The sequence below is a fragment of the Nocardia inohanensis NBRC 100128 genome, assembly GCF_001612945.1.
Lineage (GTDB): Bacteria > Actinomycetota > Actinomycetes > Mycobacteriales > Mycobacteriaceae > Nocardia > Nocardia inohanensis.
Genome location: NZ_BDBK01000001.1, coordinates 849,493 through 875,726 on the forward strand (window position 1 = coordinate 849,493; position 26,234 = coordinate 875,726).

General features: G+C 67.7%; 24 protein-coding genes. 16 read left to right on the forward strand and 8 right to left on the reverse strand.

What is annotated here, in order from left to right; translation table 11 throughout:
* The first annotated feature begins 3 nt into the window (after positions 1 to 3).
* On the forward strand, positions 4 to 585 hold the full coding sequence (locus NI1_RS04115; protein WP_245663053.1) for a PH domain-containing protein: 582 nt from the start codon (positions 4 to 6) through the stop codon (positions 583 to 585).
* A gap of 9 nt (positions 586 to 594) precedes the next feature.
* Here NI1_RS04115 and NI1_RS04120 read toward each other — a convergent pair whose 3' ends face one another.
* The gene (locus tag NI1_RS04120; RefSeq protein ID WP_084522518.1) at positions 595 to 2,562 is read right to left on the reverse strand and encodes a gamma-glutamyltransferase family protein; all 1,968 of its coding nucleotides are present in this window, start codon (positions 2,560 to 2,562) and stop codon (positions 595 to 597) included.
* 260 nt (positions 2,563 to 2,822) lie between these two features.
* On the opposite strand from NI1_RS04120, the gene NI1_RS04125 reads away from it, so the two are divergent.
* Together NI1_RS04125 and NI1_RS04130 are read left to right on the forward strand one after the other, a co-directional pair.
* On the forward strand, positions 2,823 to 4,292 hold the full coding sequence (locus NI1_RS04125; RefSeq protein WP_067814123.1) for an amino acid permease: 1,470 nt from the start codon (positions 2,823 to 2,825) through the stop codon (positions 4,290 to 4,292).
* Positions 4,293 to 4,591: 299 nt separating this feature from the next.
* Positions 4,592 to 4,960 carry a hypothetical protein gene (locus tag NI1_RS04130; protein ID WP_169815535.1) on the forward strand — a complete coding sequence of 123 codons (369 nt, stop codon included), beginning with the start codon at positions 4,592 to 4,594 and terminating at the stop codon, positions 4,958 to 4,960.
* Between the two features lie 45 nt (positions 4,961 to 5,005).
* Here the strand turns inward: NI1_RS04130 and NI1_RS04135 are convergent, their stop codons facing one another.
* Positions 5,006 to 6,670, reverse strand: coding sequence for an FAD-binding dehydrogenase (locus tag NI1_RS04135; RefSeq protein ID WP_067815315.1), 1,665 nt, complete (start codon positions 6,668 to 6,670; stop codon positions 5,006 to 5,008).
* Positions 6,671 to 6,774: 104 nt separating this feature from the next.
* Here NI1_RS04135 and NI1_RS04140 point away from each other — a divergent pair, with 104 nt between their 5' ends.
* Positions 6,775 to 8,001: a winged helix-turn-helix domain-containing protein gene (locus NI1_RS04140; protein ID WP_067814127.1), complete on the forward strand. Its 1,227-nt coding sequence runs from the start codon at positions 6,775 to 6,777 to the stop codon at positions 7,999 to 8,001.
* An 8-nt stretch (positions 8,002 to 8,009) separates the two neighbouring features.
* On the opposite strand, the gene NI1_RS04145 is transcribed toward NI1_RS04140, so the two are convergent.
* Both NI1_RS04145 and NI1_RS04150 read right to left on the reverse strand, forming a co-directional pair.
* Positions 8,010 to 8,360 carry a hypothetical protein gene (locus tag NI1_RS04145; RefSeq protein ID WP_067814128.1) on the reverse strand — a complete coding sequence of 117 codons (351 nt, stop codon included), beginning with the start codon at positions 8,358 to 8,360 and terminating at the stop codon, positions 8,010 to 8,012.
* 302 nt (positions 8,361 to 8,662) lie between these two features.
* Positions 8,663 to 8,875, reverse strand: a complete 213-nt coding sequence (locus NI1_RS04150; protein WP_067814130.1) for a hypothetical protein — start codon at positions 8,873 to 8,875, stop codon at positions 8,663 to 8,665.
* Positions 8,876 to 9,043: 168 nt separating this feature from the next.
* Between NI1_RS04150 and uvrC the strand changes: the two genes are divergently transcribed.
* The 8 genes from uvrC (at position 9,044) to NI1_RS04190 (ending at position 18,946) form a co-directional block, all read left to right on the forward strand.
* Positions 9,044 to 11,095, forward strand: a complete 2,052-nt coding sequence (gene uvrC, locus NI1_RS04155; RefSeq protein WP_067814131.1) for an excinuclease ABC subunit UvrC — start codon at positions 9,044 to 9,046, stop codon at positions 11,093 to 11,095.
* Between the two features lie 197 nt (positions 11,096 to 11,292).
* Positions 11,293 to 12,240 carry an RNase adapter RapZ gene (gene rapZ / locus NI1_RS04160; RefSeq protein ID WP_084522519.1) on the forward strand — a complete coding sequence of 316 codons (948 nt, stop codon included), beginning with the start codon at positions 11,293 to 11,295 and terminating at the stop codon, positions 12,238 to 12,240.
* Positions 12,237 to 13,283: a gluconeogenesis factor YvcK family protein gene (locus NI1_RS04165; RefSeq protein ID WP_067814133.1), complete on the forward strand. Its 1,047-nt coding sequence runs from the start codon at positions 12,237 to 12,239 to the stop codon at positions 13,281 to 13,283. Before rapZ ends, NI1_RS04165 begins: the two co-directional genes overlap by 4 nt.
* The gene (gene whiA, locus NI1_RS04170; protein WP_067713266.1) at positions 13,274 to 14,257 is read left to right on the forward strand and encodes a DNA-binding protein WhiA; all 984 of its coding nucleotides are present in this window, start codon (positions 13,274 to 13,276) and stop codon (positions 14,255 to 14,257) included. Before NI1_RS04165 ends, whiA begins: the two co-directional genes overlap by 10 nt.
* Before the next feature lie 274 nt (positions 14,258 to 14,531).
* A complete protein-coding gene (gene gap / locus NI1_RS04175) occupies positions 14,532 to 15,551 on the forward strand; it encodes a type I glyceraldehyde-3-phosphate dehydrogenase (RefSeq protein ID WP_067814134.1) in 1,020 nt (339 codons plus the stop codon).
* A 4-nt stretch (positions 15,552 to 15,555) separates the two neighbouring features.
* A complete protein-coding gene (locus NI1_RS04180; protein WP_067814137.1) occupies positions 15,556 to 16,767 on the forward strand; it encodes a phosphoglycerate kinase in 1,212 nt (403 codons plus the stop codon).
* Positions 16,768 to 16,770: 3 nt separating this feature from the next.
* Entirely contained in the window at positions 16,771 to 17,556 is a 786-nt protein-coding gene (gene tpiA / locus NI1_RS04185; protein ID WP_067814139.1) for a triose-phosphate isomerase, read from the forward strand.
* A 148-nt stretch (positions 17,557 to 17,704) separates the two neighbouring features.
* A complete protein-coding gene (locus tag NI1_RS04190) occupies positions 17,705 to 18,946 on the forward strand; it encodes an MFS transporter (protein WP_067814141.1) in 1,242 nt (413 codons plus the stop codon).
* A gap of 45 nt (positions 18,947 to 18,991) precedes the next feature.
* Here NI1_RS04190 and NI1_RS04195 read toward each other — a convergent pair whose 3' ends face one another.
* Positions 18,992 to 20,008: an ABC transporter substrate-binding protein gene (locus NI1_RS04195; RefSeq protein ID WP_067814143.1), complete on the reverse strand. Its 1,017-nt coding sequence runs from the start codon at positions 20,006 to 20,008 to the stop codon at positions 18,992 to 18,994.
* A gap of 266 nt (positions 20,009 to 20,274) precedes the next feature.
* Between NI1_RS04195 and NI1_RS04200 the strand changes: the two genes are divergently transcribed.
* From NI1_RS04200 to NI1_RS04210, 3 genes are all read left to right on the forward strand, one after another.
* On the forward strand, positions 20,275 to 21,102 hold the full coding sequence (locus tag NI1_RS04200; RefSeq protein WP_067814146.1) for an NADPH-dependent oxidoreductase: 828 nt from the start codon (positions 20,275 to 20,277) through the stop codon (positions 21,100 to 21,102).
* A 180-nt stretch (positions 21,103 to 21,282) separates the two neighbouring features.
* Positions 21,283 to 21,792 carry an NADPH-dependent FMN reductase gene (locus NI1_RS04205; RefSeq protein ID WP_067814148.1) on the forward strand — a complete coding sequence of 170 codons (510 nt, stop codon included), beginning with the start codon at positions 21,283 to 21,285 and terminating at the stop codon, positions 21,790 to 21,792.
* 117 nt (positions 21,793 to 21,909) lie between these two features.
* Positions 21,910 to 22,632, forward strand: a complete 723-nt coding sequence (locus NI1_RS04210; protein WP_084522520.1) for a peptidylprolyl isomerase — start codon at positions 21,910 to 21,912, stop codon at positions 22,630 to 22,632.
* 25 nt (positions 22,633 to 22,657) lie between these two features.
* Here NI1_RS04210 and NI1_RS04215 read toward each other — a convergent pair whose 3' ends face one another.
* From NI1_RS04215 to NI1_RS04225, 3 genes are read right to left on the reverse strand one after another with little or no spacing between them, the layout of a single operon-like run.
* Positions 22,658 to 23,530 carry an LLM class flavin-dependent oxidoreductase gene (locus tag NI1_RS04215; RefSeq protein WP_067814150.1) on the reverse strand — a complete coding sequence of 291 codons (873 nt, stop codon included), beginning with the start codon at positions 23,528 to 23,530 and terminating at the stop codon, positions 22,658 to 22,660.
* Complete coding sequence (locus tag NI1_RS04220) at positions 23,527 to 23,952, reverse strand: nuclear transport factor 2 family protein (RefSeq protein ID WP_067815321.1); 426 nt, start codon at positions 23,950 to 23,952, stop codon at positions 23,527 to 23,529. The genes NI1_RS04215 and NI1_RS04220 overlap by 4 nt, the downstream gene beginning before the upstream one ends.
* A gap of 25 nt (positions 23,953 to 23,977) precedes the next feature.
* Positions 23,978 to 25,216 (reverse strand): serine hydrolase domain-containing protein, encoded by a 1,239-nt coding sequence (locus tag NI1_RS04225; protein WP_067814152.1) that lies wholly within the window; start codon positions 25,214 to 25,216, stop codon positions 23,978 to 23,980.
* A gap of 132 nt (positions 25,217 to 25,348) precedes the next feature.
* On the opposite strand from NI1_RS04225, the gene NI1_RS04230 reads away from it, so the two are divergent.
* Positions 25,349 to 26,194, forward strand: a complete 846-nt coding sequence (locus NI1_RS04230; protein ID WP_067814154.1) for a helix-turn-helix transcriptional regulator — start codon at positions 25,349 to 25,351, stop codon at positions 26,192 to 26,194.
* The last annotated feature ends 40 nt before the right edge of the window (positions 26,195 to 26,234 follow it).

A 26,234-nucleotide genomic window follows, 5' to 3' on the forward strand; every position in this document is an offset into this window, starting at 1 on the left:
GCAATGCCAGTCGTCCGGATCTGGAAGCGGGACGGCGGCTCCGAGGAGCCGCCCCGCCAGCCTGCCGCCGAAACGAAGGCCGGTGACTCCGAAATGCCAACCGCCGAAACAGCATCCACCCCCGCCGAAGCCGCTGTGGCATCGAACGAGTGGGATCTGGAGATCCGCCCGCACCACTCGGTCCGGACCGCCCGCATCGTGGCCGCCGTGCTCGCGGTCGGCTTCACCCTGGCCGGCGTGTTCCTGCGCGTCGGCTCCACCGGCGTGAACTTCCGGATCTCCGACCAGATCGCCATGGCGGTCTTCGGCTTCCTGCTCGGCGGCGCGGTCCTGCTGCTCACCCGTCCCCGCGTACGAGTCGGCGCCCAAGGCGTCCAGGTCCGAAATATCGCAGGCGACAACCTGTTCCGCTGGCCCGATATCCGCGGCATCTCGTTCCCGGACAAGAAGTCCTGGGCGCGCCTGGAACTGGTGCACGAAGAGTACGTGCCCATGCTCGCCATCCGCCGCAACGACAAACTCCGAGCCGCGGAAGCGATGGACCGCTTCCGCGAACTCGGAGCGAAGTACACCGGGCGCGACTAGCCCTCTCCCTCAGCGGGTGTCGCCGAGCACCGCTCCTTCCCGGCGCGGATCCGCGCCGCCCACCCAGCCGTCGGGTTCGCGGGCCAGGGCGGACAGGCCACTGGATTGCGGTGCCACCGAGACCGTGTGCCCGAGTTTTCGCAGGGCTTGGACCAGGGCATCGTGGTCGCCGTTGTCGGTAGGGTCGATGGCCGGGTGCTCGCCGCCGACATTGGTGGTGGGGGAGTTGCCCGCGCCGAAGGCGACCATCGATACCGCCTGCTGCGGGTTCAGGCCCCAATCCAGCATGGCCACCAGGGTTTTCACCACGAACTGGATGATGACCGAGCCGCCGGGGGAGCCGGTCACATAGGCGAGCCGGCCGCGCGCGCCGTCACCGGAGCGGTCGAAGACCAGGGTGGGGGCCATGGAGCTGCGCGGGCGCTTGCCGGCATCGATGCGATTGGCCACGGGCTGACCGTCTTTGCCCAGGGGTTCGGTGGCGAAGTCGGTGAGCTGGTTGTTGAGCACGAAACCGTCGACGATATGGAAGGAGCCGAAAGCGGATTCGACGGTGGTGGTCATGGAGGCGGCGTTGCCGAAGCTGTCCACGATGGAGATGTGGCTGGTCCCGTGCTCGGGCGGCTGCGGACCGGTGCCGAGCGGGACCGGGCCGAAATCACCGGGCTGGGCGGTGCCCATGCTGCGATTCGGGTCGATCAGCGCCGCCCGCGACTTCAGATAGTTCGGGTCGATCAGCGCCTGCGGTGAGCCTCCAGGCAGCGGAATGAAATCCGAATCCGCGACGTACTTGTCGCGGTCGGCGTAGGCCAGGCGCTCGGCCTCCGAGATCAGGTGCACCGCTTCGGCTTTGGGCTTGCCGCCGTTGCGTGCGGTATCGGAATCGCCGGAGACGTCGTCGGGCGGCATGGCCGACAGGTCGTAATTGGACAGGATGCCGAGAATCGCCGCGACGGCGATACCGCCGGACGACGGATTGGGCATGCCGCAGATCTCGTGCGTGCGGTATGGGGCGCATACCGCGGTGCGCTTTTTCGCCTGATACGACGACAGATCCGCGAGCGAGACCAGCCCGGGGGTGCGGCCGCCGGAGTTGGTGGCCACGGCATCGACGATATCGGCGGCGATGGCCCCGGTGTAGAAGGCGTTCGCGCCGTCGGTGGCGATGGCGCCCAGCGTCTTGGCCAGGGCCGGATTGCTCAGTGTGGTGCCCGCGGTCTTGGCGCTGCCGTCGGCTTGGAGGAAGTACGCCTTGGCGTTCTCGTCCCGTGCCAGATCGGCCGCCGAGTCGGCGATCTGGCCCGCCAGCCGCGGACTGATCTGAAAACCCTGATCCGCCAGGGAGATCGCGGGCCCGAACAGATCCTTCCACGATTGCTTGCCGTGCTCACGATGCGCGAGTTCGAGCAGCCGCAACGCCCCCGGCACTCCGATGGACCGGCCGCTGGCGCGCGCATTCGGTTGCGGCGCAGTGCGATCGGTATCGCTGACCCAGCGCAGGTAGTCGTTGGTGGCGGCCGCCGGGGCGGTCTCGCGCCCGTCGTAGGCGTCGAGGGTCTTGGCGGCCGCGTCGTAGTAGAGCAGGAACGCCCCGCCGCCGATACCCGAAGCCTGCGGCTCCACCAGCCCGAGCACGGTCTGCGCCACGATCAACGCGTCCGCCGCGGTCCCGCCGTCGCGCAGCACCCGGCAGGCCGCCTCGGTGGCGATGGGATTGGCCGTGGAGACCGCGAAGTTGGTGGTGTGCACCGGTTTCATGCCGGTCCGGTATCCCGAGGCGATCTCGGGATGCTGACTCAGATTCGTGGTGGTGGGACCGCCGCCCGAGGCCCGGGCCGTGACGGGCGTGCCGTTCGGGGCGGTCACGCAGGTGCCCTGCGGGGAGTCCGAACCCGACGAGCATGCCGTGGCCAAACCGAGCAGGAGCAGCAGGGCAGCGGCCGAGCCGCCCCAGGTCCGCGTTCGCGAGCGCCTCATGATCGGACTCTAGCGCCGCCGAGCCGCGCGGGCGCGAGTTTGTCTACCCCGACCCGGGGGATGTCCGGTTTCCGCCGGTTCCGGTACCCGGCCGCGGTTCGAGCTTCGGGATAGCTATCTCGCAAAGTGAGATCTCGAGCGCGCTCGACGTGCGTGTACCGCTCGAATGTGGTTCTTACGGAGCGCCGATGTGATCCACAGCAAACGGCAAGGTAGTGTCGAAGCGCCTCAAAACACGATTGCGGAGGAATAACCGGCGTATGACCGAGACCCGGACAGCTGCCACCAGCCTCAATGCCGAGGACGCTGGCTATCACAAGGCCCTCAAGCCACGGCAGTTGCAGATGATCGCCATCGGCGGCGCCATCGGCACCGGTCTTTTCCTCGGTGCGGGCGGTCGCCTCGCCAGCGCCGGACCGGCACTGTTCCTGGTCTATCTGATCTGCGGCATCTTCGTCTTCTTCATTCTGCGCGCGCTCGGCGAACTGGTGCTGCACCGCCCGTCCTCGGGTTCGTTCGTCTCCTACGCGCGCGAATTCTTCGGCGAGAAGGCCGCATTCGTGGCCGGCTGGATGTACTTCCTGAACTGGTCCATGACCGGCATCGTCGACACCACCGCCGTCGCGACCTACCTGCATTACTGGGGCCCGTTCCAGCCCGTGGCGCAGTGGATTCTGGCGCTGGGCGCACTGGTCATCGTGCTCGGCATCAACCTGGCCTCGGTGAAGTGGTTCGGCGAGATGGAATTCTGGGCCGCCATGATCAAGGTGCTGGCCTTGCTCACCTTCCTGGTGGTCGGCACCGTGTTCTTCGCGGGCCGCTTCACCGTCGAAGGCCAGGAGACCGGTTTCCGCATGGTCAGCGATGCCGGCGGCTGGTTCCCGACCGGCATCCTGCCGCTCATCACCGTCACCTCGGGTGTGGTGTTCGCTTACGCCGCAGTCGAAATGGTCGGCATCGCGGCGGGCGAGACCGAGAATCCGGCCAAGATCATGCCGCGCGCCATCAACTCGGTCATCGTGCGGATCGCGGTGTTCTACTGCGGTTCGGTGATCCTGCTGGCACTGCTGCTGCCCTACACCGCCTACAAGGCCGGTGAGAGCCCCTTCGTCACCTTCTTCTCCAAACTCGGTGTGGCGCACATGGGCTCGATCATGAACTTCGTGGTGCTCACCGCCGCGCTGTCCAGCTTGAACGCGGGCCTGTACTCCACCGGCCGCATCCTGCGCTCGATGGCCATGAACGGCAGTGCGCCCAAATTCACCGCCCGCATGTCCAAAGCCGGTGTGCCCTATGGCGGCATCCTGCTGACCAGCACCATCGCGCTGTTCGGCATCTGGCTCAACTACGTGGTGCCGGAGCAGGCGTTCGAGATCGTGCTGAACGTGGCATCGCTGGGCATTCTGGCGTCCTGGGCGACCATCGTGCTGTGCCAGTTGAAGCTGTGGTACTGGTGGAAGAACGGCACCGCCGAGCGTCCGGCCTTCCGGATGTGGGGCGCGCCCTACACCGGAATCGCCACCCTGGTCTTCCTTTTCGCGGTTCTGATCCTGATGGCCTTCGACCGGCCGGTCGGCACCTGGACCGTGGGCAGTCTGGTGATCATCGTGCCCGCCTTGATGATCGGCTGGATGGTGGCCCGCAAACGGGTGCTGGCCATAGCCAAGATGCGTGAGGGCTACACCGGAGAGTTCCCGGTGATCCCGCCGATCCCCCTGGACGACAAGTAATTTCCGGGCGCGGCGCTGTGAGCGGTTTCACTGTTTGCGCCGCTTCCTATCGAGTGTGGCCATGGCCATAACTTCGCCGCGGAGATTGTTCGCGCTCCATTCATCTGGTTAGCGTCATGTCGATGCGTTCGCAGGGGGCGCATCACCGAAGACGCTCGATGAGGAGTGCTGTGAGTTCGCACGCGGCTGTGGTCGACGAGATCGATATCTCGCCGGCCGATGCGGGAAACGGTGTTCCTGCTTCGATTTCCGAGCGAATTGCCGGGCTGGTCCGGATGGTTCGCCGTGATAGTTCCGAGATGGTGCTGCCCGCGCAGGTGCGGGAAACACGCTATGCGGCTTTGGCGGCAATGGGATTCGCGGTGCTGCACGGTCTGCTGGCCGTCACCGACGGGCCGGGCAGCGTGGCGGGGAGCCTGGGGCATTTCGCCGCCGCATTGGTAACCGGGGGAGTGGCATTGCTTTTCGCGGTGCGCTCGCGCTGGGTGTGGGTGGCGGCGCTGGGATTGGCCAGCCTGCAAGCGTTTCTGGGGGTCTTTACCCTGGTCTCCGCCGAAATGCCCACGGGGGTGGGGCCTTTCACGGTGCTGATCGGCGTGATGGCGTCCGGGGTCGTGCTCGCGCTGCTGCTGCGCAAGGACTGCTACCGCTGGTTCGTGGCGGTGTGAGGGTGGTTGCCGCCCGGGTGAAACGCTGAGCGGCAACCGTTTCCGTCACCTCAGGCTGCGTCCCAGTGCCATACCGGCCGCGCGGCCGGAGAAGATGCAGCCGCCCAGGAAGGTGCCTTCCAGCGCGTTGTAGCCGTGCACGCCACCGCCGCCGAATCCGGCCACCTCGCCCGCGGCGTACAGGCCGGGGAACGGGGTGCCGTCGGGGCGCATGACCTGGGAATCCAGGTTGGTCTGCAAGCCGCCCAGCGTCTTGCGGGTCAGGATGTTCAGCCGCACCGCGATCAACGGCCCGTGCTCGGGGTCGAGGATCTTGTGCGGGGTGGCGACCCGGCCCAGTTTGTCGCCCAGGTAGCGGCGGGCATTGCCGATCGCCATCAGCTGCGCGTCCTTGCTGAACTTGTGTTCGGCGTCGCGATCGCGCGCCACGATCTGGCGTTCGATCTCGGCGAAATCCAGCTGCGGGCCGCGCGCGATCTTGTTCATGCCGGCCACCAGGTCGGTCAGATTATCGGCGACCACGAAATCCACGCCGTGCTTCTTGAACGCCTCGACCGGCCCGGGCGCGCCCTTGGCGACGCGGCTGCGCAGCGTGAGTTTCAGGTCCTTGCCGGTGATATCGGGATTCTGCTCCGAACCCGAGAGCGCGAATTCCTTCTCGATGATCGACTGGGTGAGAACGAACCACGAGTAGTCGTAGCCGGTCGCCAGGATCTCCTTCATCGTCGAATTGGTGTCGAAGCCGGGGAAATTCGGTGCGGTCAGCCGCTTGCCGTTGGCGTCGAACCACATCGACGAGGGTCCGGGAATGATCCGGATGGCGTGATCGGGCCAGATCGGATCCCAATTGTGAATGCCCTCGGTGTAGTGCCACATCCGATCCCGGTTCACGATGCGCCCGCCGGCCGCCTCGGTGATGGCCAGCATTCGCCCGTCCACGTGCGCGGGCACCCCGGAGATCATGTGCTCGGGGCACGGGCCGAGGCGATCCACCGGCCAGTTGCGGCGGATCAGGTCGTGGTTGTGGCCGATGCCGCCGGAGGTGACGATCACCGCCCGCGCCCCGAACTCGAACTCGCCCACCGCGTTCCGGGACGAGGCCACCCCGCGCTCGGCATGGCTGGCCTCCAGGATGCTGCCGCGCACCCCGGTGACGGCATCGCCGTCGACGACCAGTTCGTCCACCCGATGCCGGAACGCGAACCCGACCTGCCCGCGCTGCTCGGCCTCCAGTACGGGTTCGAGGAAGACCCGCACCACCTCCGGCCCGGTGCCCCAGGTCAGGTGGAAGCGCGGCACCGAATTGCCGTGCCCGTCCGCGCTCGCGCCGCCACGCTCGGCCCAGCCGACCAGCGGGGTCACCCGCAGTCCGAGGTCGTGGAGGTACTGCCGCTTCTCGGTGGCGGCGAATTCGACGTAGGCCCGCGCCCACTGCCGCGCCCAATGGTCTTCGTCTTCGCGGTCGAAGCCCGCGGAGCCGAGCCAGTCCTGCATCGCCAGCTCCAGCGAGTCCTTCACGCCGAGGCGCCGCTGTTCCGGACTGTCCACGAAGAACAGCCCGCCCAGTGACCAGAAAGCCTGGCCGCCGAGGTTCGCGCGGTTCTCCTGATCCAGCACCAGTACGCGGCGGCCCGCCTTGACCAGCTCGTGAGTGGCGACGAGACCGGCCAGACCGGCGCCGACGACGATGACATCCGGATTCTCGATCATGCCCATTTCCTAGGTTTGTCGTGGTTCGATACATGACTGTATCGAACTTGTCTGTCGGTGGGACATGGCATGGTGCCAGTGTGTCGATTTCTCGCACCGCGACCATGACGGTCGCCGCGGCGCGTCGCACCGCGCTCGCCGCCCAGGGCTTCGCCGCCGCCCGCCCGAGTGCCGCGCCGAATCGGCGCGCCGTGCTCAAGGTCCTAGACAGCACCCGGCTGCTCCAGCTGGATTCGGTGTCGGCGGTGGTGCGCGCCCACTACGCACCGGTGTTCAGCCGGATCGGGGCCTACGATCGCGCGCTGCTGGACGAGGCGGCGTGGACGCACTCCGCGCGCCGCCCGCGCAAGCTCATCGAGTACTGGGCGCACGAGGCCGCACTGCTGCCGGTCGAGGATTGGGCGCTGATGCGCTGGCGCATGGAGGAGTACCGGCACGGGCGCTGGAACGGGATGCGCCAAGTGCTGGAACGCAATCCGGGGCTGAGCGACGAGGTGAAGGGCGTGCTGGCCGAGTTCGGTCCGAGTACCGCCGGTGAGGTGGAGAAACACCTGGAACTGGATCGGCCGCGCGCCAAGGACAATTGGGGCTGGAACTACAGCGACACCAAGGTCGTGTGCGAGGCGCTGTTCGCCGCGGGTGAGGTGACCGTGCCCAAACGGGTTGGCTTCCAGCGGCATTACGACCTCGTCGAGAATGTGATCCCCGCCGAGGTGCGGGAGCGGCGGATCGACGAGACGGACGCCGTGCGGGAACTGGTCCGCCGGGCCGCCGCCGCGCACGGCATCGCCACCGAGACCGATCTGCGCGACTACTACCGGCTCAAGGGCCGCCAGACCGAACCGGCCATCGCCGATCTCCTGGAAACCGGTGAGCTGGAACAGGTCCGGGTGCAGGGCTGGGACAAACCCGCCTACCTGCACGCGCGGGCCCGCACCCCGCGCCGGGTCGCCGGGGCCGCGCTGCTGTGCCCGTTCGACCCGCTCATCTTCTTCCGCGCCCGCACCGAGCGGCTCTTCGACTTCCACTACCGCATCGAGATCTACACCCCGGAACACAAACGCGTGCACGGGTATTACGTCTTCCCGTTCCTGCTGGACGGTGAACTCGTCGCCCGGGTGGACCTGCGCGCCGAGCGCGGTACGGGCCGGTTGCTGGTGCCGGGCGCGTTCGCCGAACCCGGCCGCGATACCCCGCGGGTCGCGGCCGAGCTGGCGGCAGCCCTGCGCGAAATGGCCGATTGGCTGGAACTCGACACCGTCGAAGCGGGCGAACGCGGCGATCTCGCGCCGGCGCTGGGGCGTGAGCTGGACTCACGCCTGAGCGCCTGAGCGGACCGTTAGAACGGGCCTTCGGTCCAGGAGTTGAACACGACGCCCTGCTTGCCGTCGCCGCTGCATTCGATGGTCATCGGCATCAGCGGCCGCGGCGAGTCGCCCACGATGAAGAACGGCGACTGCTGACCGTTGCCGACCTTGCGGGTGCCCAGGCACTGCACGACGGCCGCGTACCAGTGCCCGTCATCGGGGCAGGTGTAGGTGACGGTGTCCAGGGTGCGGTCCATGCGGCAGGCCGCACCCGCCGCTGCCTGGGCGGACGGGGCCGCGACCGCGACCAGCGCGGCCGCGCCGATCCCGAAGGCGGACCCCAGCGCGACCGAGCGGCGGCGCAGGTGGAGATGGGTTATCAATGGTGCTCCGTTCGTAAGCGGACGGGTACGTCCAATGACAGTTCCGTCCCATACTGACCGCGCCCGGCGTCGTGACGCGGTAATTACGCGCCGATCCCTCACCGGGCGTGGCGTGTCGCGCGACCCGCTACGCGCCCAGCGACTTTCGAATCCGACAGGCCGTGCGGGATTGCGTGCGATGCAATGTCGCACGAACTGTCGATCCGGAACCGGGTGGATTCCGGCTGAAAGCCCGCCGGAATGACGAAGGGGTGCGTCGGAATGGCGGGGCGGCAAGGCTTTCCGGATCGGCGGGACCGGGTTCAGGCGAGGAGGGGTGCGTTCGCGGCCTCGCGGGCGGTGCCGACGCAGACGAGGGAGGTGGATTCGTGGACGAGGTAGTCGCCGTACACGAAGACCGAGTCGTCCTCGGATCGCGCCGACGACGGCATGGAGACGCCGACGAGCGCGGCGGCGGCCATCATCAAGGCCGACCAGATCGCGAGCGAGCGGCGGCTGCGACGAAGGCGGATCATGGGGCTCCCATCGTTGTGCACTGATCTTGTGGGTACGTTCGTCGCCGCGGCGCTCGTGGATGCGAATTGCGGCGTGGCGCGTGCACCCGGACGTGTCGCGGGGGCCCGCGGAGGCCGGGGGCGAACCGGCCCGGCGGTCCTGTCGGACCGGGTCGTTAACCTGGTGCCGTGGCAGATCCCGCGACGTACCGGCCCGCGCCGGGCACCATTCCCGTCGAACCCGGTGTGTACAAGTTCCGGGACAAGCACGGGCGGGTCATCTACGTCGGTAAGGCGAAAAGCCTGCGGAGCCGGTTGAACTCGTACTTCGCGGATGTGGCGGGGCTGCACCCGCGTACCCGGCAGATGGTGACGACCGCCGCCGGTGTGGAGTGGACCGTGGTCTCCACCGAAGTGGAAGCGCTACAGCTCGAATACAACTGGATCAAGGAATTCGATCCGCGCTTCAATGTGCGCTACCGCGACGACAAGTCGTATCCGGTGCTGGCGGTCAGCCTCAACGAGGAGTACCCGCGCGTCTTCGTCTATCGCGGCGCGCGCAAGAAGGGCGTCCGGTACTTCGGCCCGTACGCGCACGCCTGGGCCATCCGCGAAACCCTGGACCTGCTGCTGCGCGTCTTTCCGGTGCGCACCTGCTCGGCGGGAGTCTTCAAGCGGCACAACCAGATCGGGCGGCCCTGCCTGCTCGGCTACATCGACAAATGCTCCGCCCCGTGCGTGGGCCGGGTGAACGCGGCCGAGCACCGGCAGATCGTCGACGACTTCTGCGATTTCCTCTCCGGCAAGACCGACCGCCTGGTCAAGCAGCTCGAGAAGCGCATGCTCGAGGCCGCCGACGAACTCGACTTCGAACTCGCCGCCCGGCTGCGCGACGACGTGCAGGCGCTCAAGCGCGCCCTGGAGAAGCAGGCCGTGGTGCTGGGCACCGGCACCGACGCCGATGTCATCGCCTTCGCGCTCGACGACCTCGAGGTCGCGGTGCAGGTCTTCCATGTGCGCGACGGCCGGGTACGCGGTCAGCGCGGCTGGGTGGTCGACAAATCCGGTGATGCCCTCGACATGAGTCGGTCAGGCCCGGAGGCGGCAGCCCGCGTAACCGCGGAGGGGCCCGACTCGCTGGAATCCGGCGGCGAACTGCCCGCCCTGGTCGAGCAGTTCCTCACCCAGTTCTACGGCGAGCAGACCACCGTCGCGGCCCAGTCCGGCGACGAACAGCCCGGCGCGGTGGTCCCGCGCGAGGTGCTGGTCCCGGCGTTGCCGGCCGATGCCGAACAGGTCCAGGACTGGCTGTCGAACCTGCGCGGTTCGGCCGTGCAATTGCGGGTCCCGCAGCGCGGCGACAAGAAAGCCCTGGCCGAGACCGTCGAGCGCAATGCCAAGGAGGCGCTCCAGCAGCACAAGCTCAAGCGCGCCGGCGACCTGACCGCGCGCTCGGCCGCGCTCCAGCAACTCCAGGACGCGCTCGATCTGGACAGCGCTCCGCTGCGCATCGAGTGCGTGGACATCAGTCACGTGCAGGGCACCGATGTGGTCGCCTCGCTGGTGGTGTTCGAGGACGGCCTGGCCCGCAAATCCGAGTACCGGCACTACGCCATCAAGGAGGCCGCGGGCGAGGGCCGCTCCGACGACGTCGGCAGTATCGCCGAGGTGACCCGCCGCCGCTTCGCCAAGCTGCGCCGCGACCTGGATGCCGCCGAGGCCGCCGACCTCGAATCCGATTCCGGGGCAGGCGATCCCGGCCTCCCGGGTATCGACCCCAAGACCGGTAAACCGCGCCGCTTCGCCTACCCGCCCAACCTGTACGTGGTCGACGGCGGCGCGCCCCAGGTCAATGCCGCCGCCGAGGTCCTCGACGAACTCGGCATCACCGACGTCGCGGTCATCGGCCTGGCCAAGCGCTTGGAAGAGGTCTGGGTTCCCAACGAGCCCGATCCGGTGATCATGCCGCGCACCAGCGAATCGCTGTATCTGCTCCAGCGGGTGCGGGATGAGGCCCACCGCTTCGCCATCACCTTCCACCGCAGCAAGCGCTCGCGCCGCATGACCGAATCGGCCCTGGACGCGGTCCCCGGTCTGGGCTCGGCGCGGAAAACGGCACTGGTCACGCATTTCGGGTCCGTCGCCAACCTCAAGCAGGCTACGGTGGAGCAGATCACCGAGGTCCCGGGCATCGGCGTGGCTACCGCCAAAGCGGTGCTCGCGGCGCTTCGGGGCGAGTAGTCCCAGCTTCGAAACCGAGCAGTTCCGTCCATGCCGGTAGAGTGCGACACGCCGAGCAAACATTTTGCGACACGCCGTGTGTGCAGGTGAAGCGCAACAATCACATCTGTATCACTGATAACGCGTGAGCCTGCCGGGTAAACCGGCATCGGTGCAGGATGATCGAGGAAACCCCAGACACGAACCCCCGGTAGGACATGACGCGCGTCGAAGCCAGTAGCAGTGCGGTCGAGAACTCCAATGCGACCGAGATCGGTGATCCCCAGCAGGTCGTCATCGTTACCGGGCTCTCCGGTGCCGGTCGCGGCACCGCCGCCAAAGTGCTCGAGGACCTCGGGTACTACGTGGCCGACAATCTGCCGCCCGAGCTGATCGGGCGCATGGTCGAGCTGGGGGAGAGCGCGGACCCGCCCATCCGGAAACTGGCCCTGGTCATGGATGTACGCAGCCGCTTCTTCACCGGAAATCTCTCGGCGGTCACCGAACAACTACGCACCTCGGGTGTGAGCACCCGGATCCTGTTCCTGGAAGCCAGCGATGACGTGCTGATCCGCCGCTTCGGCTTCGCACGCCGGCGGCATCCCCTACAGAGCGAGAGCGCCGACGGCACCCTCACCGCGGGCATCACCGCGGAGCGTGAGCGGCTGTCCTCGGTGAAGACGGCCGCCGATCTGGTGATCGATACGACGGCGCTGTCCATTCATCAGTTGCACCGCAAGTTGGAGGAGGCATACGGGGGCGCAGCGCCGACCGCGCTCCAATTAACAATCCAGTCGTTCGGTTTCAAGTACGGAGTACCACTCGACGCCGACATGGTGTTGGATTTGCGTTTTCTGCCCAATCCGCATTGGGTGCCCGAACTCCGCGAGAAGACCGGACAGGATGCCCCGGTGAGCGAGTACGTGCTGTCGCGGCCGGGTGCGCAGGACTACCTGGGCACCGCGCGTCACCTCGTCGATCTCACCACCGAGGGCTACCGCCAAGAGGGGAAGCGATACATGACCGTGGCAGTGGGTTGCACGGGTGGCAAACACCGCAGCGTGGCCATAGCGGAAGCATTGGGCGAGGAGTTAGGCACCGGCGCGGACAAGAACGGTTCACGCGATGTGGTGCGCGTGGTACATCGGGATCTGGGGCGAGAATGAGTGGGCGCGAAACCAACCCGGCGATCGTCGCGCTGGGTGGCGGACACGGTCTGTACGCGACGCTCACCGCCATCCGGCGGCTGACCCGCAAGATCACCGCGGTGGTGACGGTCGCCGACGACGGCGGCTCCTCCGGACGGCTACGCGCCGAACTCGGCATCCTGCCGCCCGGTGATCTACGAATGGCGTTGGCGGCCTTGGCCGAGGAATCCGACGGCATCTGGGCGCGGACCTTGCAGCACCGTTTCGGCGGTACCGGAGCCCTCGCCGGTCACTCCGTCGGCAATCTCATCCTGGCCGGACTGACCGAGGAGCTGGGCGATCCCGTCGCCGCCCTCGACGAGGCCGGAAAGATACTGCGCGTCACCGGACGCGTGCTACCCATGTCGCCCATCGCGCTCACCATCGAAGCGGATGTGGCTGGGCTGGAAGGGGATCCGCGCGTCAGCCGCTGCATACGCGGTCAGGTCGCGGTCGCCACCACGCCCGGAAAAGTACGTCGCGTGCGATTGATTCCCTCGGACCCGCCCGCGAGCCCGGAGGCCACCTCGGCCATCGAGCACGCGGACGTGGTGGTGCTGGGTCCGGGCAGCTGGTTCACCAGCGTCATCCCGCACGTGCTCGTGCCCGAATTGCACGAAGCTCTACTTCACACTCGGGCACGGAAAGTGCTGGTGCTCAACCTCGCTGCGGAACCGGGCGAAACGGCCGGATTCTCCGCGGAACGGCACCTGCATGTATTGTCCCAGCACGCACCGGATTTCACGGTGGATCATGTTTTGGTCGATTCCGGTTCCGTACCCGAGGGTAGGGAACGCGAACATGTGGCAAGAGCTGCCGAACAGCTGCGAGCGCGAGTAACCTTCGCTGATGTCGCCGAGGCGGGGACGGACCGGCACCACCCCGGAAAGCTTGCCGCCGCACTGGATCAGGTGATCCGGCAACCTCGGCCGGAATTGGCAGGGCTTCGAGTCGAAGGACGGCATATGAGCCAGAGTGTGCGGTCCGGGTTGGGTGGAAAGGAGCGCGTCTCGTGGCGATGACAGCGGAAGTGAAGGACGAGCTGAGCCGGCTCACCGTTTCACAGGTGAGCTCGCGCAAGGCCGAGTTGTCCGCGCTACTGCGGTTCGCCGGTGGATTGCACATCGTCGGCGGTCGCGTGATCGTCGAGGCCGAGGTGGACATGGGTTCCATCGCGCGCCGGCTGCGCCGCGAGATTTTCGAGCTGTACGGCTACGGCTCGGACGTGCACGTTCTCGGTGCGGGCGGACTCCGGAAAACCTCCCGGTACGTAGTAAGGGTTTCCAAGGAAGGCGAGGCGCTGGCGCGCCAGACCGGGTTGCTCGATGTGCGCGGTCGCCCCGTGCGCGGTTTGCCCGCGCAGGTGGTCGGCGGCAGCATCGGGGATGCGGAAGCGGCTTGGCGCGGAGCGTTTCTCGCGCACGGCTCGCTCACCGAACCCGGCCGCTCGTCGGCCCTAGAGGTGAGCTGCCCCGGACCCGAGGCGGCGCTCGCGCTCGTCGGCGCGGCCCGGCGCATGGGCATCTCGGCCAAAGCGCGCGAAGTACGCGGCACCGACCGCGTGGTCGTGCGTGACGGTGAGGCCATCGGCGCACTGCTCACCCGTATGGGTGCGCAGGACACCCGCCTGACGTGGGAGGAACGGCGCATGCGCCGCGAAGTCCGCGCCACGGCGAACCGCCTCGCCAACTTCGACGACGCGAATCTCCGTCGTTCGGCCCGGGCCGCGGTGGCCGCCGCCGCCCGTGTCGAGCGCGCGCTGGAGATCCTCGCCGACGATGTGCCGGATCATTTGGCCGCCGCAGGAAAACTGCGCGTGCTGCACCGGCAGGCGTCACTGGAGGAGCTCGGCCAGCTGGCCGACCCGCCGATGACGAAAGACGCTGTGGCAGGCCGCATTCGACGCTTGTTGTCGATGGCCGACCGGCGGGCCAAGGAATTGGGCATCCCGGACACCGAATCCGCTGTGACGGCGGAGTTGCTGGAAGAAGCCTGAACCGTCGCGAACCCCCGTGCATCCGATGCCGGGGGTTCGCTGCTGTCCACGCCACGACCCTCGTCATTCCGGCGTGCTTTTGGCCGGAATCTCACTGCCACAAGGGAGATCCCGGCCGAAAGCACGCCGGGATGACGGGAAATAATGCCCACCGAGATCGTTTCGTTACTTACCTGGCGGACTGGTGACACCTGCGTGTCGGTGATGTATCCGGGCAGCGCTAGGGTGGTTGGAGCAACGGAAACGATCCGCTTGAAAGCTGAGGAGCGATAACGTGACTGTCCGGGTAGGCATCAACGGCTTCGGTCGTATCGGACGTAACTTCTTCAGGGCGGTCGCAGCGCAGAAAGCGCTCGGCCAGACTGACATCGAAATCGTCGCGGTCAACGACCTCACCGACAACCAGACCCTTGCCACCCTGCTCAAGTACGACTCGATCCTGGGCCGCCTGCCGCAGGACGTCTCGCTCGACGGCGACGACACCATCGTGGTCGGCGACCAGCGGATCAAGGCCCTGTCCATCAAGGAAGGCCCGGCGGCGCTGCCCTGGGGCGACCTGGGTGTCGACGTGGTCGTCGAATCCACCGGCATCTTCACCGATTCCTCGAAGGCCAAGGGCCACCTGGCCGCGGGCGCCAAGAAGGTCATCATCTCCGCGCCGGCCTCCGGCGAGGACATCACCATCGTGATGGGCGTCAACGACGACAAGTACGACGGTTCGCAGAACATCATCTCGAACGCGTCCTGCACCACCAACTGCCTCGGCCCGATCGCCAAGGTGCTCAACGATTCGTTCGGCATCGAGCGTGGCCTGATGACCACCGTGCACGCGTACACCCAGGACCAGAACCTGCAAGACGCCCCGCACAAGGATCTGCGTCGCGCCCGCGCCGCCGCGCTGAACATCGTGCCCACCGGCACCGGTGCGGCCAAGGCCATCGGCCTGGTGCTGCCCGAACTGCTCGGCAAGCTCAACGGTTACGCGCTGCGCGTGCCGGTTCCGACCGGTTCGCTCACCGACCTCACCGTGGACCTGGCCAAGGCCGCGTCGGTCGACGAGATCAACGCCGCCATGAAGGCCGCCGCGGACGGCCCGATGAAGGGCATCCTGAAGTACAACGTCGATCCGATCGTCTCCTCCGACATCGTGACCGACCCGCACTCCTCCATCTACGACGCGCCGCTGACCCAGGTCATCGACAATCAGGTGAAGGTCGCCTCCTGGTACGACAACGAGTGGGGCTACTCCAACCGCCTGGTCGACCTGACCGGTCTCGTCGGTAAGTCGCTGTAAACCTATGGCGATCAAGACTCTCCAGGATCTGCTGAACGAGGGTGTCGAGGGCCGGGGCGTGCTGGTGCGCTCCGACCTGAACGTGCCCCTCGACAACGGCGTCATCACCGACCCGGGCCGCATCATCGCGTCCGCGCCGACCATCAAGGCCCTCGCCGAGGCGGGCGCCAAGGTCGTCGTGACCGCGCACCTGGGCCGCCCCAAGGGTGAGCCGGATCCGAAGTTCTCCCTCGCGCCCGTCGCACAGCGTCTCGCCGACGAACTGGGCCGCAATGTCCAGCTCGCCGGCGACGTGGTCGGCCAGGACGCGCTCGCGCGCTCCGAGGGCCTCACCGACGGTGATGTGCTGCTGCTGGAGAACATTCGCTTCGATCCGCGCGAAACCTCCAAGGACGAGGCCGATCGCAAGAAGCTGGCCAACGCGCTGGTCGAATTGGTCGGCGACGACGGCGCTTTCGTCTCCGACGGCTTCGGTGTCGTGCACCGCAAGCAGGCGTCGGTCTACGACGTGGCCAAGCTGCTGCCGCATTACGCGGGCGGACTGGTCGCGGCCGAGACCGAGGTGCTCAAGAAGCTGACCGAGGACACCGAGCGGCCGTACGCGGTCGTGCTCGGCGGCTCCAAGGTGTCGGACAAGCTGGCCGTCATCGAGGCGCTGGCCCCCAAGGTCGACACCCTGGTGATCGGCGGCGGCATGTGCTTCACCTTCCTTGCCGCACAGGGCCTTTCGGTCGGCTCCTCGCTGTTGCAGGAAGAGATGATCGACACCTGCAAGAAGCTCCTCGAAACCTACGCCGACGTCATCCACCTGCCGCGCGACATCGTGGTGGCGGACAAGTTCGCGGCCGACGCGGAGTCGAAGGTGGTGGACGCCAACGAGATTCCGGACGGCTGGATGGGCCTGGACATCGGCCCCGAATCCACCGATCGCTTCGCGGCGCTGCTGACCGAGGCCAAGACGGTGTTCTGGAACGGTCCGATGGGCGTGTTCGAGTTCGAGAAGTTCGCCGCGGGCACCCGCGGCGTCGCCGAGGCGATCGCCACGGCCACTTCGAAGGGCGCGTTCACCGTCGTCGGCGGTGGCGATTCCGCTGCGGCCGTTCGCATTCTGGGTCTCCCGGACGAAGGTTTCTCGCACATCTCCACCGGCGGCGGCGCGTCGCTGGAGTACCTGGAGGGCAAGGAACTTCCGGGCATCGCGGTGCTGGAGGACTGAACCATGGCACGTAAGCCTCTCATCGCCGGCAACTGGAAGATGAACCTCAATCACCTCGAGGGCATCGCCCTGGTGCAGAAGATCGCCTTCGCACTGCCGGAGAAGTACTTCGACAAGGTCGATGTGACGGTCATTCCGCCCTTCACCGACCTGCGCAGCGTGCAGACGCTCGTCGAGGGTGATCGCCTGCTGATCACCTATGGCGCGCAGGATGTCTCGACCCACAAAGAGGGCGCGTACACCGGCGAGATCAGCGGTTCCATGCTGGCCAAGCTGGGCTGCTCGTTCGTCGTGGTCGGCCACTCGGAGCGGCGTCAGTACCACAACGAAACCGACTCCATCGTGCTGGAGAAGGCCAAGCGGGCGCTCGAATACGGCATCACCCCGATCGTCTGCATCGGTGAGGGCCTGGGCATCCGCGAATCCAAGACGCACGTGGAGTACAACCTGGAGCAGCTGCGCGGCTCGCTCAAGGGCCTGACCGCCGAAGAGATCTCCAAGGTCGTCATCGCCTACGAGCCGGTGTGGGCCATCGGCACCGGCAAGGTCGCCACCCCGGCCGACGCCCAGGAAGTCTGCGGCGCCATCCGCAAGGAGCTCGCCGAGCTGGCGAATCCCGAAGTGGCCGCGGGCGTTCGCGTCCTGTACGGCGGTTCGGTCAACGCCAAGAACGTGGGCGAACTGGTCGGTCAGACCGATGTCGACGGCGCGCTGGTCGGCGGTGCCTCGCTGAAGGGTGACGAGTTCGCCACCCTGTCCGCGATCGCCGCGGGCGGTCCGCTGCCGTAAGGCGATTCACGTACTCGAGGGCCGGGCATCGTCGGATGCCCGGCCCTCGGTCGTTTCCGGTTCGGCGCACGCCGATTGCAATCAGCGTGATTTCCACGCTGCGGGAACGCGTTTGCTCCGGGGGCGCTCGCCTCCGCACAGTCCTGGGATGACCATCTGCCGGCCCGCCGCCCCGCCCGCGCCGATCTCGCTTCGGCCCCTGCTGTTCACCGTCTATGTCCCGGCCGCCGCCTACGGCATCGGGATGGGAGCTGCCGCGCCGGTGATGACCCTGACCGCGCTCGAGCTGGGCGCGTCACCCGCGGTCGCGGGGGTCACGGTCGCGCTGGTCGGGCTCGGGCAGATCCTGGGCGACATTCCCGCCGGGCAGGTGGTTTCCCGCCTGGGCGAACGGGTTTCGATCATCGGCGCGAGCACCGCGGGCCTGCTCGGAGTGCTGCTGTGCCTGCTCGCCCCGAACGTGCCGGTACTGGGTGTGGGCCTGGTGATCACCGGATTGTCCAATGCCATCTGGGGGTTGGCGCGCCAGAGCTACCTGACCGAGGTGGTGCCGTTCGCACAGCGTGCCCGCGCCATGGCATTGTTCGGCGGGGCCATGCGGCTGGGGTTCTTCCTCGGGCCGCTGCTCGGGGCGGCCGCGATCCTGGCGACCGGTCCGCGCGGCGGATTCCTGGTGCAGGCGGTCGCTATCGCCCTGGCCGGATATCTGATGGCGCGGCTGCCGGATCCGCAGACCGCCGAGTCCGGTACCGATGGGGGCCCGGTACCGTCGCTGCTGGCCATCGGCAAAGCGCACTACGGGCTGCTGTTCACCCTGGGCGCGGGTTCGCTGCTGATGGGCGCGGCCCGCTCGGCCCGGGAGGTGGTGCTGCCGCTGTGGGCCGATCACCTCGGCGCGAGCGCGGCCACCGCGAGCCTGGTCTACGGTATCGGCGCGGGGCTGGACGTGCTGTGCGCCTACCCCGCCGGGCATTTGATGGACCGGTACGGTCGCCGTTTCATCGCGGTGCCGTCGCTGGCGATCCTGGCGGTCGGGTATTGGCTGGTGCCGCTGACGTATTCGCCGCTCACCCTGACCCTCGCGGCGGTGGTGCTGGGCATCGGCAACGGCATCGGCAATGGGGTGATCATGACCATCGGGGCCGATGTCGCGCCTGCCGCCACCCGCGCCGAGTTTCTCGCGGCTTGGCGGCTGACCCACGACAGCGGATCGTTCGTGGGCCCGCTCGTGATCAGCGGGCTGGCCGCGACGGGTCCGCTCGCGGTGGCGGTCGTGGTCATCGGGGCGGCCGCCGCGCTGGGCTCGGCGGCCATGGGCCGCTATATCCCGGTGTACATTCCGTGGCCGGGCGCCGCCGCCCGTGAATCGCGGCTCGCCGAAACGGCCTGAGACGAATTCGGGCCCCGCCGTGGTGGCGAGGCCCGAATTCCCTTGTCACTGTGGTGAGTTCGGATTGTATTTGTTGGTGTAAAGCTTCGACACGTCGAGCGTGCCGGTGATCGCGCCGGTATCGCGCAGCCACGGTTCCCACCGCTGGAAGTCGGCGTCGGTGATCACGCCGTTCTTGGCGGGCACACCGACCGACTGCCAGAACTTCACCGACGACGCATCCTCGCCCGCGCGCTTGCGCTTCTCGATGATCTCGGTGAATTTGGCGACGACCTGGTCCCGCGGCGTGGTCTTCTGCCATTCGATGGCCTTGGCAACCCCATTGACGAACGCCTCGACCACCGCCGCGTTCTTCGCGAGGAAGTCATTGCGGAAAATGTACTGCCCGCCATTGAACGGACCGAACTGCTCGAAGTCGGTGAATACCGGCCGCAATCCGCCATTGGCCAGCGCGCGCTGCTGGAACTGCCCGCTCAGCGCCGCCACATCCACCTGCCCCCGCCGCACCGCATCCTCGGTGTTGGGCGGCGGCAGCACCACCAGCTGCACCTGCTTGATCTGCTGCTCGTCGAGCCCGTTCTTCTTCAGCGCGGTGTGGACATCCGCCTCGGACTGACCGCCCAGGGTATTGACACCGATCTTCTTGCCCACCAGATCCTTCGGCGTCCGGATCGGGCTGTCCTCGGGCACATAAAACCCCGTGAACGTCTTCTCATCGGACCCGTAATAGTTGATAACCGCCGTGATCGGCGCCCCGGCCTGCGCGAGCTTGGCCACCGCCCCGCCGAACGCCCCACCGAAATCGACCTGCCCGGTAGCCGCCGACTGAATATCCTGCGGCCCGCTGATCGTATTACCCTGCCAATCCAATTTCACCTTGCCATCGAAGAATCCGAGATCCTCCGCCAGCTCGGGAATGGTGACCTGGGACGCCCACCCTTGATAACGCAGTACGGGCACACCCCCCGATTCCTTCAAATCCCCGCCACCGCAAGCGGTCAGCAACATGGAAACCGTCGCCGCGACCACCGCGCTCACGAAATATTTGCCACGTCTGCGCATTCGCGCACCTCCTGGAGCCTCTCGCAATGCTTGCTCGCATCGCGTACCGAGAGAGTCGAGGACCCGCGGATTCGAGTCCAGAATTGTCGTCGCGCAGATTCCAACGACGGTCGATCCTTAAGCAGCCCGTAAAGCGCGAGGCTTCCCACCGTTCCCTCGGCGAATCCGTCCACGCATGAGCGCGAGTCAAGCACAGCCGGGGAGGGTTCGGTTCAGGCTGCGGGGAATACCTGACCTATCGCGATGCGGCGGCGACGATACAGACCATGACGCGAACCGCTCTCTCCCCGGCTCAGGTGGTGGCTCAGCGCTACCGCGACACCGAAGCGGCCGAACCCGCCGCTTGGAATCCGGTGCTGCGGGTGCTGCACGAGCATCGTTCGGTGCGCCGCTACCTGGCTGATCCGGTGCCGGATGAGGTGCTGCGCCTGCTGGTTTCGGCCGCGCAGTCCGCGCCGTCTTCGTCGAATCTGCAAGCCTGGAGTGTCGTCGCGGTTCGCGATCCCGAGCGCAAGGCGCGATTGGCGGCCTTGGCCGGCGATCAGGAGCACATTCGCCAGGCCCCGGTGCTGCTGGTCTGGACGGCCGACCTGGCCCGCCTGCGTGGTCTCGCCGCCGAACACGACGCGCCCCTGGACGGCGCCGACTACCTCGAATCCAGTTACGTGGCGTTTCTCGATGCCGCACTGGCCGCCCAGAACGCCCTGGTGGCTGCTGAATCCTTGGGTCTGGGCACCGTCTACATCGGCGCGATCCGCAACAACCCCGAACAGGTCGCTGCCGAATTGGCTTTGCCGCCCGGTGTTTTCGCGGTGGTCGGCCTGGTGGTCGGCACCCCTGATCCGAGCGAGGATGCTCGCGTCAAACCTCGCCTGTCGCAAAGTGCGGTGCTGCACCAGGAGACCTATGACGGTTCCGAATCGGGCGCGCGGATCGCCGAATACGAACAGCGGATCGTCGACTTCTACGCCGAGCAGCAACTCGACCGCTCCTGGATTGCCCAGGTCTTGGCGCGACTGGCCTCGCCGGCGGCGCTGCACGGCCGAGATCGTCTCCGCGAACAGCTTCCAGCACAGGGCTTTCCGCTGCGCTGACCAGTTCGGGCCTACGGCCTCGCGCCCGCCCGACGCCTATCCCGCCGAGCGGTTTCCAGGCCGCATCCCACCTGTCGGGCAGGACTGAGGGCGCCGACGAGGAGTCCGGATCCGCCGAATCCGTAATCCGCTGAATCCCAACCCGCCGACCGGAATGCCGGCCGGACACAAGGAGTAATCGTGACCGTCACCGTTGTGGTCGGCAATCCCAAACCGGCTTCCCGAACCCTCGACGCCGCCACCCGGCTCGCCGCCGCACTGCGCCCGGATGCCGAGCCGCACGTGATCGACCTGGTGAATTTCGGGCCCGCACTGCTGTCGTGGGGTGACCCCGCGGTCGCGGAAGCGGCACGCACCGTGGCGGATTCGGAGCTGGTGGTTTTCGCCAGCCCGACTTTCAAAGCCACCTACACCGGCCTGCTCAAGCTGTTCCTGGAACAGTTCGACGGCGGGACGGGACTGGCGGATGTGGTGGCGGTGCCGCTCATGCTCGGCGCCGGGCCCACCCACGCCCTCGCCCCGGACCTGCTCTTGAAGCCGGTACTGGTGGAGCTCGGCGCGACCGCCGCCCTGCCCGGCCTCTATCTCTCCGACCGGGCCTTCGCCGAGGACGGCGTGCTCGAGGAGTATGCACGGCGCTGGCGACCGGTGGCCGAGGCCCTCGCCGCCCGGCAGGTGCGGCCGTCCTGACCGCCGACGCCGAAACCGGGCGGATGACCCCGTTCTGACCGTCTGCCCACGCCGTGTGCGGGCCCGTGGCAGGATGTCGGGCGTTATCGTCCCGGAGCATTTGATGAAGGAGGCAGTATGGCGCGGCGTGTCTCGCAGCACGAGGGTGATCGAGCGGAACGGCGAAGCGGATTGCGTGGCAACACGCTTCGGTGGACCGGGCTGGTGGTGGCCGGTATGGCGATCGCGGTTCTCGTGAGCGGGCGGGCCGTGGCGGCGCCCCATATCGCGCCGGAGCGGGCGGCCGGGTGCACGGCCGCGAGCGACGGACAGCCCAACGGTAAGCAGTGGCCGCTCGAACCGGGCATGGTCATCGACACCAACGCGAGCTACCGTGCCGCGCTGGAGTCCAACTGCGGCACCATCTCCATCGACCTGGATGCCGCGCGCGCCCCGCGTACGGTGAACTCGTTCGTAATGCTCGCGGGCGAACGCTATTTCGACCACACCAAATGCCACCGGCTGACCACCGAGGGCATCTACGTCCTCCAATGCGGTGACCCGACCGCCACCGGAACCGGCGGCCCGGGTTACAAGTTCGCCGACGAGAACCTCTCCGGCGCGACCTACCCGGCCGGCACCGTGGCCATGGCCAATGCCGGGCCGAACACCAACGGCAGCCAGTTCTTCCTGGTGTACAAGGATTCGCAGCTGCCGCCCAACTACACCCCGTTCGGCAAGATCAGCGGTGGTCTCGACGTGGTGCGCAATATCGCCGCCGCCGGTGTCAAAGGCGGTGGGGGCGACGGGTCTCCGGCCGATGACATCGTCCTCGACGCGGTGACCACCACCCAGGGCTGAGCCCGCGTCCGGCCCGCGCGTGCGTTCACGGCACGCGCGGGCGGACCTGCTCGGCAACGAATCGGACGAAACCGGCGGGGTCGGGTTCGTCGGCGGTCGGCTGGAGGATGACGCTGGTGGCCCCGGCGGCGCTCCAGCGCAGCACCGCATCGGCGATGGCCTGTGCGTCGCCCGCCACCCCGACATCGCCGGAGGTGTCGCGTTCGTTCTCGCGCAGTTCGGCGGCGACCCGGTCGGCGGCACCCGGACCGGTGGCCGCGAGCAGATACACCACCACCGGATACGGCTGGGCCGCAACGGTTTCCGGCCGGGCCGCGTGCACGGTGTCGACGGCGGCGCGGACGCCGTCGGACGACGTGGAGCTGGTCAGGATGACGCCGTCGGCCGCCGCGCCCGCCAATTCGAGCGTGCGCGGACCGGTCGCGGCGGTCAGCACGGCGGGCGCGGCCGCGGGCGGCCAATCCAGGGCCACATCGTCGAGCTGCACATACCGCCCCTTGACCGTGAGCCGCTCCCCGGCGAGCAATCCGCGCAGCGCGTCGAGGTATTCGTGCAGCAGCGTCATGGGGGAGGACACGCGCCCGCCCACCTGACCCATCCAATCCTGCACGCCGTGCCCGACACCCCAGATCGCCCGCCCGGGGAACATCCGCTCCAGCGTGGCGATCTCCATCGCGGTGATGGCCACATTGCGCAGCGGCACCGGCAGCACGCCGACCCCCACCCGCAGCCCTTCGCTCCACGCGAGAGCGGTTGCGGCGGTGGAGATTCCGCCTTCCAGGAAACAGTCCTCCCACAACCAGAGTTCTTCGAGCCCCGAATCCTGTGCCGCGCGCACGACTTCGCGCAGGCGCTCGGGCGGATTCTGCGGACGGAATACGGCACCCAGGGTCGTCATGACTTCATGTCTACCGGAATTCGTTCGTAGCAGTCGTAATTGCGCTGCGCCAGGATCAGTCCGTCCCGGAATTCGAGGAACGTGGCGATATGCGCGCGCAGGGTGGAACCGGCGGGAATGCTGCCGAGCGGGATCGCGGTGGTTCCGGTCCAAAGCACCTCCAGGGCGACCTGATCACCCATCGCCACCGCGTTCAGCACCTCGAAACTCTGACTGCTCAGGGTGCGGCGGCCGGCCTCGGCGGCCGCGCACAGCTCCTGCACATTCCGGATATTGCCGTCCGGGAACAGCGCGTTCGGGTATTCATGATGCGTCGCATCGGGGTGGAAGAAGGCGGCGAGCTCCGCGCCGGCAGTGAATTCGGCGACGGCCTGGTGGTAGCGGATCGCGGTCTCGATATCGGGATGCCGGGCTGCGGTCATGACCACCACGGTAAGCGGGTTCGCCTCAGGCCGCGCCCGCCGTACGCTGTTCGATCTCGGCGGCCGGGAGCCGGGCGGCCTGGAGCGCCGCGTGCACCAGCCGCACCATCAAGGTCATATCGATGGCGCTCCAGCCCAGCGACATTCGATTGTGGACGAAACCGACCGAAATGCCGGAGCCCGGATCGGCCCAGCCCATCGAGCCGAAAGCGCCCATATGCCCGTACCCGCGCGGCGCCCTGGGCGAGGGGAAGCTGTGGTAGCCGAGATGCCAGAACGGCACCACCAGCGTGCGATCCAGTCGATAGGTGCGGATGCGTTCGAGCTCGCGCACGGTACGCGCGGACAGATACAGCCGCCCGTCCACAATGCCGTCGCAGGCCAGCGCGCTGTACATCTTGGCCAGCGCGGGCGCGGTGCAGACGGCATTGCCCGCGGGCAGGGCGGTTTGCAGAATCGGCGGCTGATCACCCCGGAACAGGCTCTCCAGGCCGGGCAGATAGATCGAGTCCAGCGGTGAGCGCACCGGCCGCGGCAAATGCGGCAACAACCCGGTGACCGGTCGCGGAATGGTGCGGTCGGCAAGGGTTTTCAGCGACCCCACCAGATCCGCCGCGATGGTCGGCGATCCGGCCGGTGGGCGGCCCAGATGGATACCGTCCACGCCGAGCGGCTCGGCCACCTCGGTGCGGTACAGCTCGGCCATGTCCTTGCCGGTGATCGCCCGCGCCAGCCCCGCCATCAACCATCCGATGGTGAGCGCGTGATAGATCGGCTTACCCAGCAGGTGATCGGATTTCGCGGCCGCGAGCCGTTCCTCCATCAAGCGATGATCGAGCACCTCCGCCAGCGAAGTCGCCGGCAGCGCGGACAGCCCGGCGCGATGACTCAGCAGCTGCGCCACGGTGATCCGCTGCTTCCCGTTGGCCCCGAACTCCGGCCAGTACTCCGCCACCGGCGCCGCGTAGTCGAGCATTCCGCGATCGGCGAGCCGATGCAGCACGGTGGCCGAGACACCCTTGGATGCCGAGTAGATCATCGCCCCGGTATCGGCGGTCCACGGCGTTCCGGTCGCATCCGCCGACCCCGCCCACACGTCGACGACCGGTTCTCCGTGCAGGTAGACGGCGAGCGCCCCGCCGTTTCCGGTTCGCCCGGCGAAGATGCGCGCGAAAGTCCTTACGGCGGAATCGAATCGGGGATCGGCGGTACCGCTGACTCCCGCGGGAAGCTCGCCCACGCCGGCGGCTCGGTATGCGTTCATCGATCCACGGTAACCGCGACGGAGCGTCTCAGGCAATAGGTGTCTGAGACAGACTTCCGGAGCGTGTTCTGGTCGAATGCCCGGAGGTGAGCAGCGCGCTCCGGCCGCACACCCCGACTGTTACCGTTGCTCATGACCAGCGAGAGCCTGCCGGACCGGCGCGCGCAACTCCGCGACTTCCTGCGCGGGCGCCGCGCGCGAATCAGCCCACCGGAGGCCGGGATTCCGGTGTCGGGGCGGCGGCGGACGCCGGGGCTGCGGCGGGAAGAGGTCGCGGTGCTGGCCGGGGTGGGAGTGTCTTGGTACACCTGGCTGGAGCAGGGGCGCGACATCACGGTGTCGGGGGAGGTGCTCGACGCGGTGGCGCGGGCCTTGCGGCTCAGCGCGGCGGAGCGGGTGCATCTGTATGTACTGGCGGGGTTGAACCCGCCGCCGGTGGACGGGTTGGCGCGAGCGGAGGTCACGCCGGAGATCCGCTCGCTCATCGACGGCTGGGGGCAGCGGCCCGCGGTGCTGCGGGATCGATACTGGAATGTGCTGGCCTACAACGCCACTGCCCGTGCGGTATTCGGATATGACGGCTCCCCGCAGAACTGTCTGATCAACTTCTTCACCAATCCGCGCTACCGGGCGATGGACGAGGTGTGGGCGGCGGCCGCACCCGCCGTGGTCGCGGCCTATCGCGCGGACGCCGCCTACGCCCCCGAGGATCCCGAATTCGGCCGCGTGGTGGCCGATCTCGCCGCGACCTGCCCGGAATTCGCCGAACTCTGGGAGCGGCACGAGGTCGGCGTGCCGGTCAGCGACGTGAACGCGCTCCGCCACCCCGAAGCCGGTGAATTGACCTTCGTCGCAACGACTCTCACCCTGGCGGCGCATCCGGCCTGGCATCTGGTGCTCTACGCCCCGCAGCCGGGCACCGGCACCGAGGCGCGCCTGGACGGCCTGCGGCATCTGCGCCTGGCCGCGCCCGCCTGACCGGTGCCCAGCCTGGTGGTGCCACACCCACCATAAACAC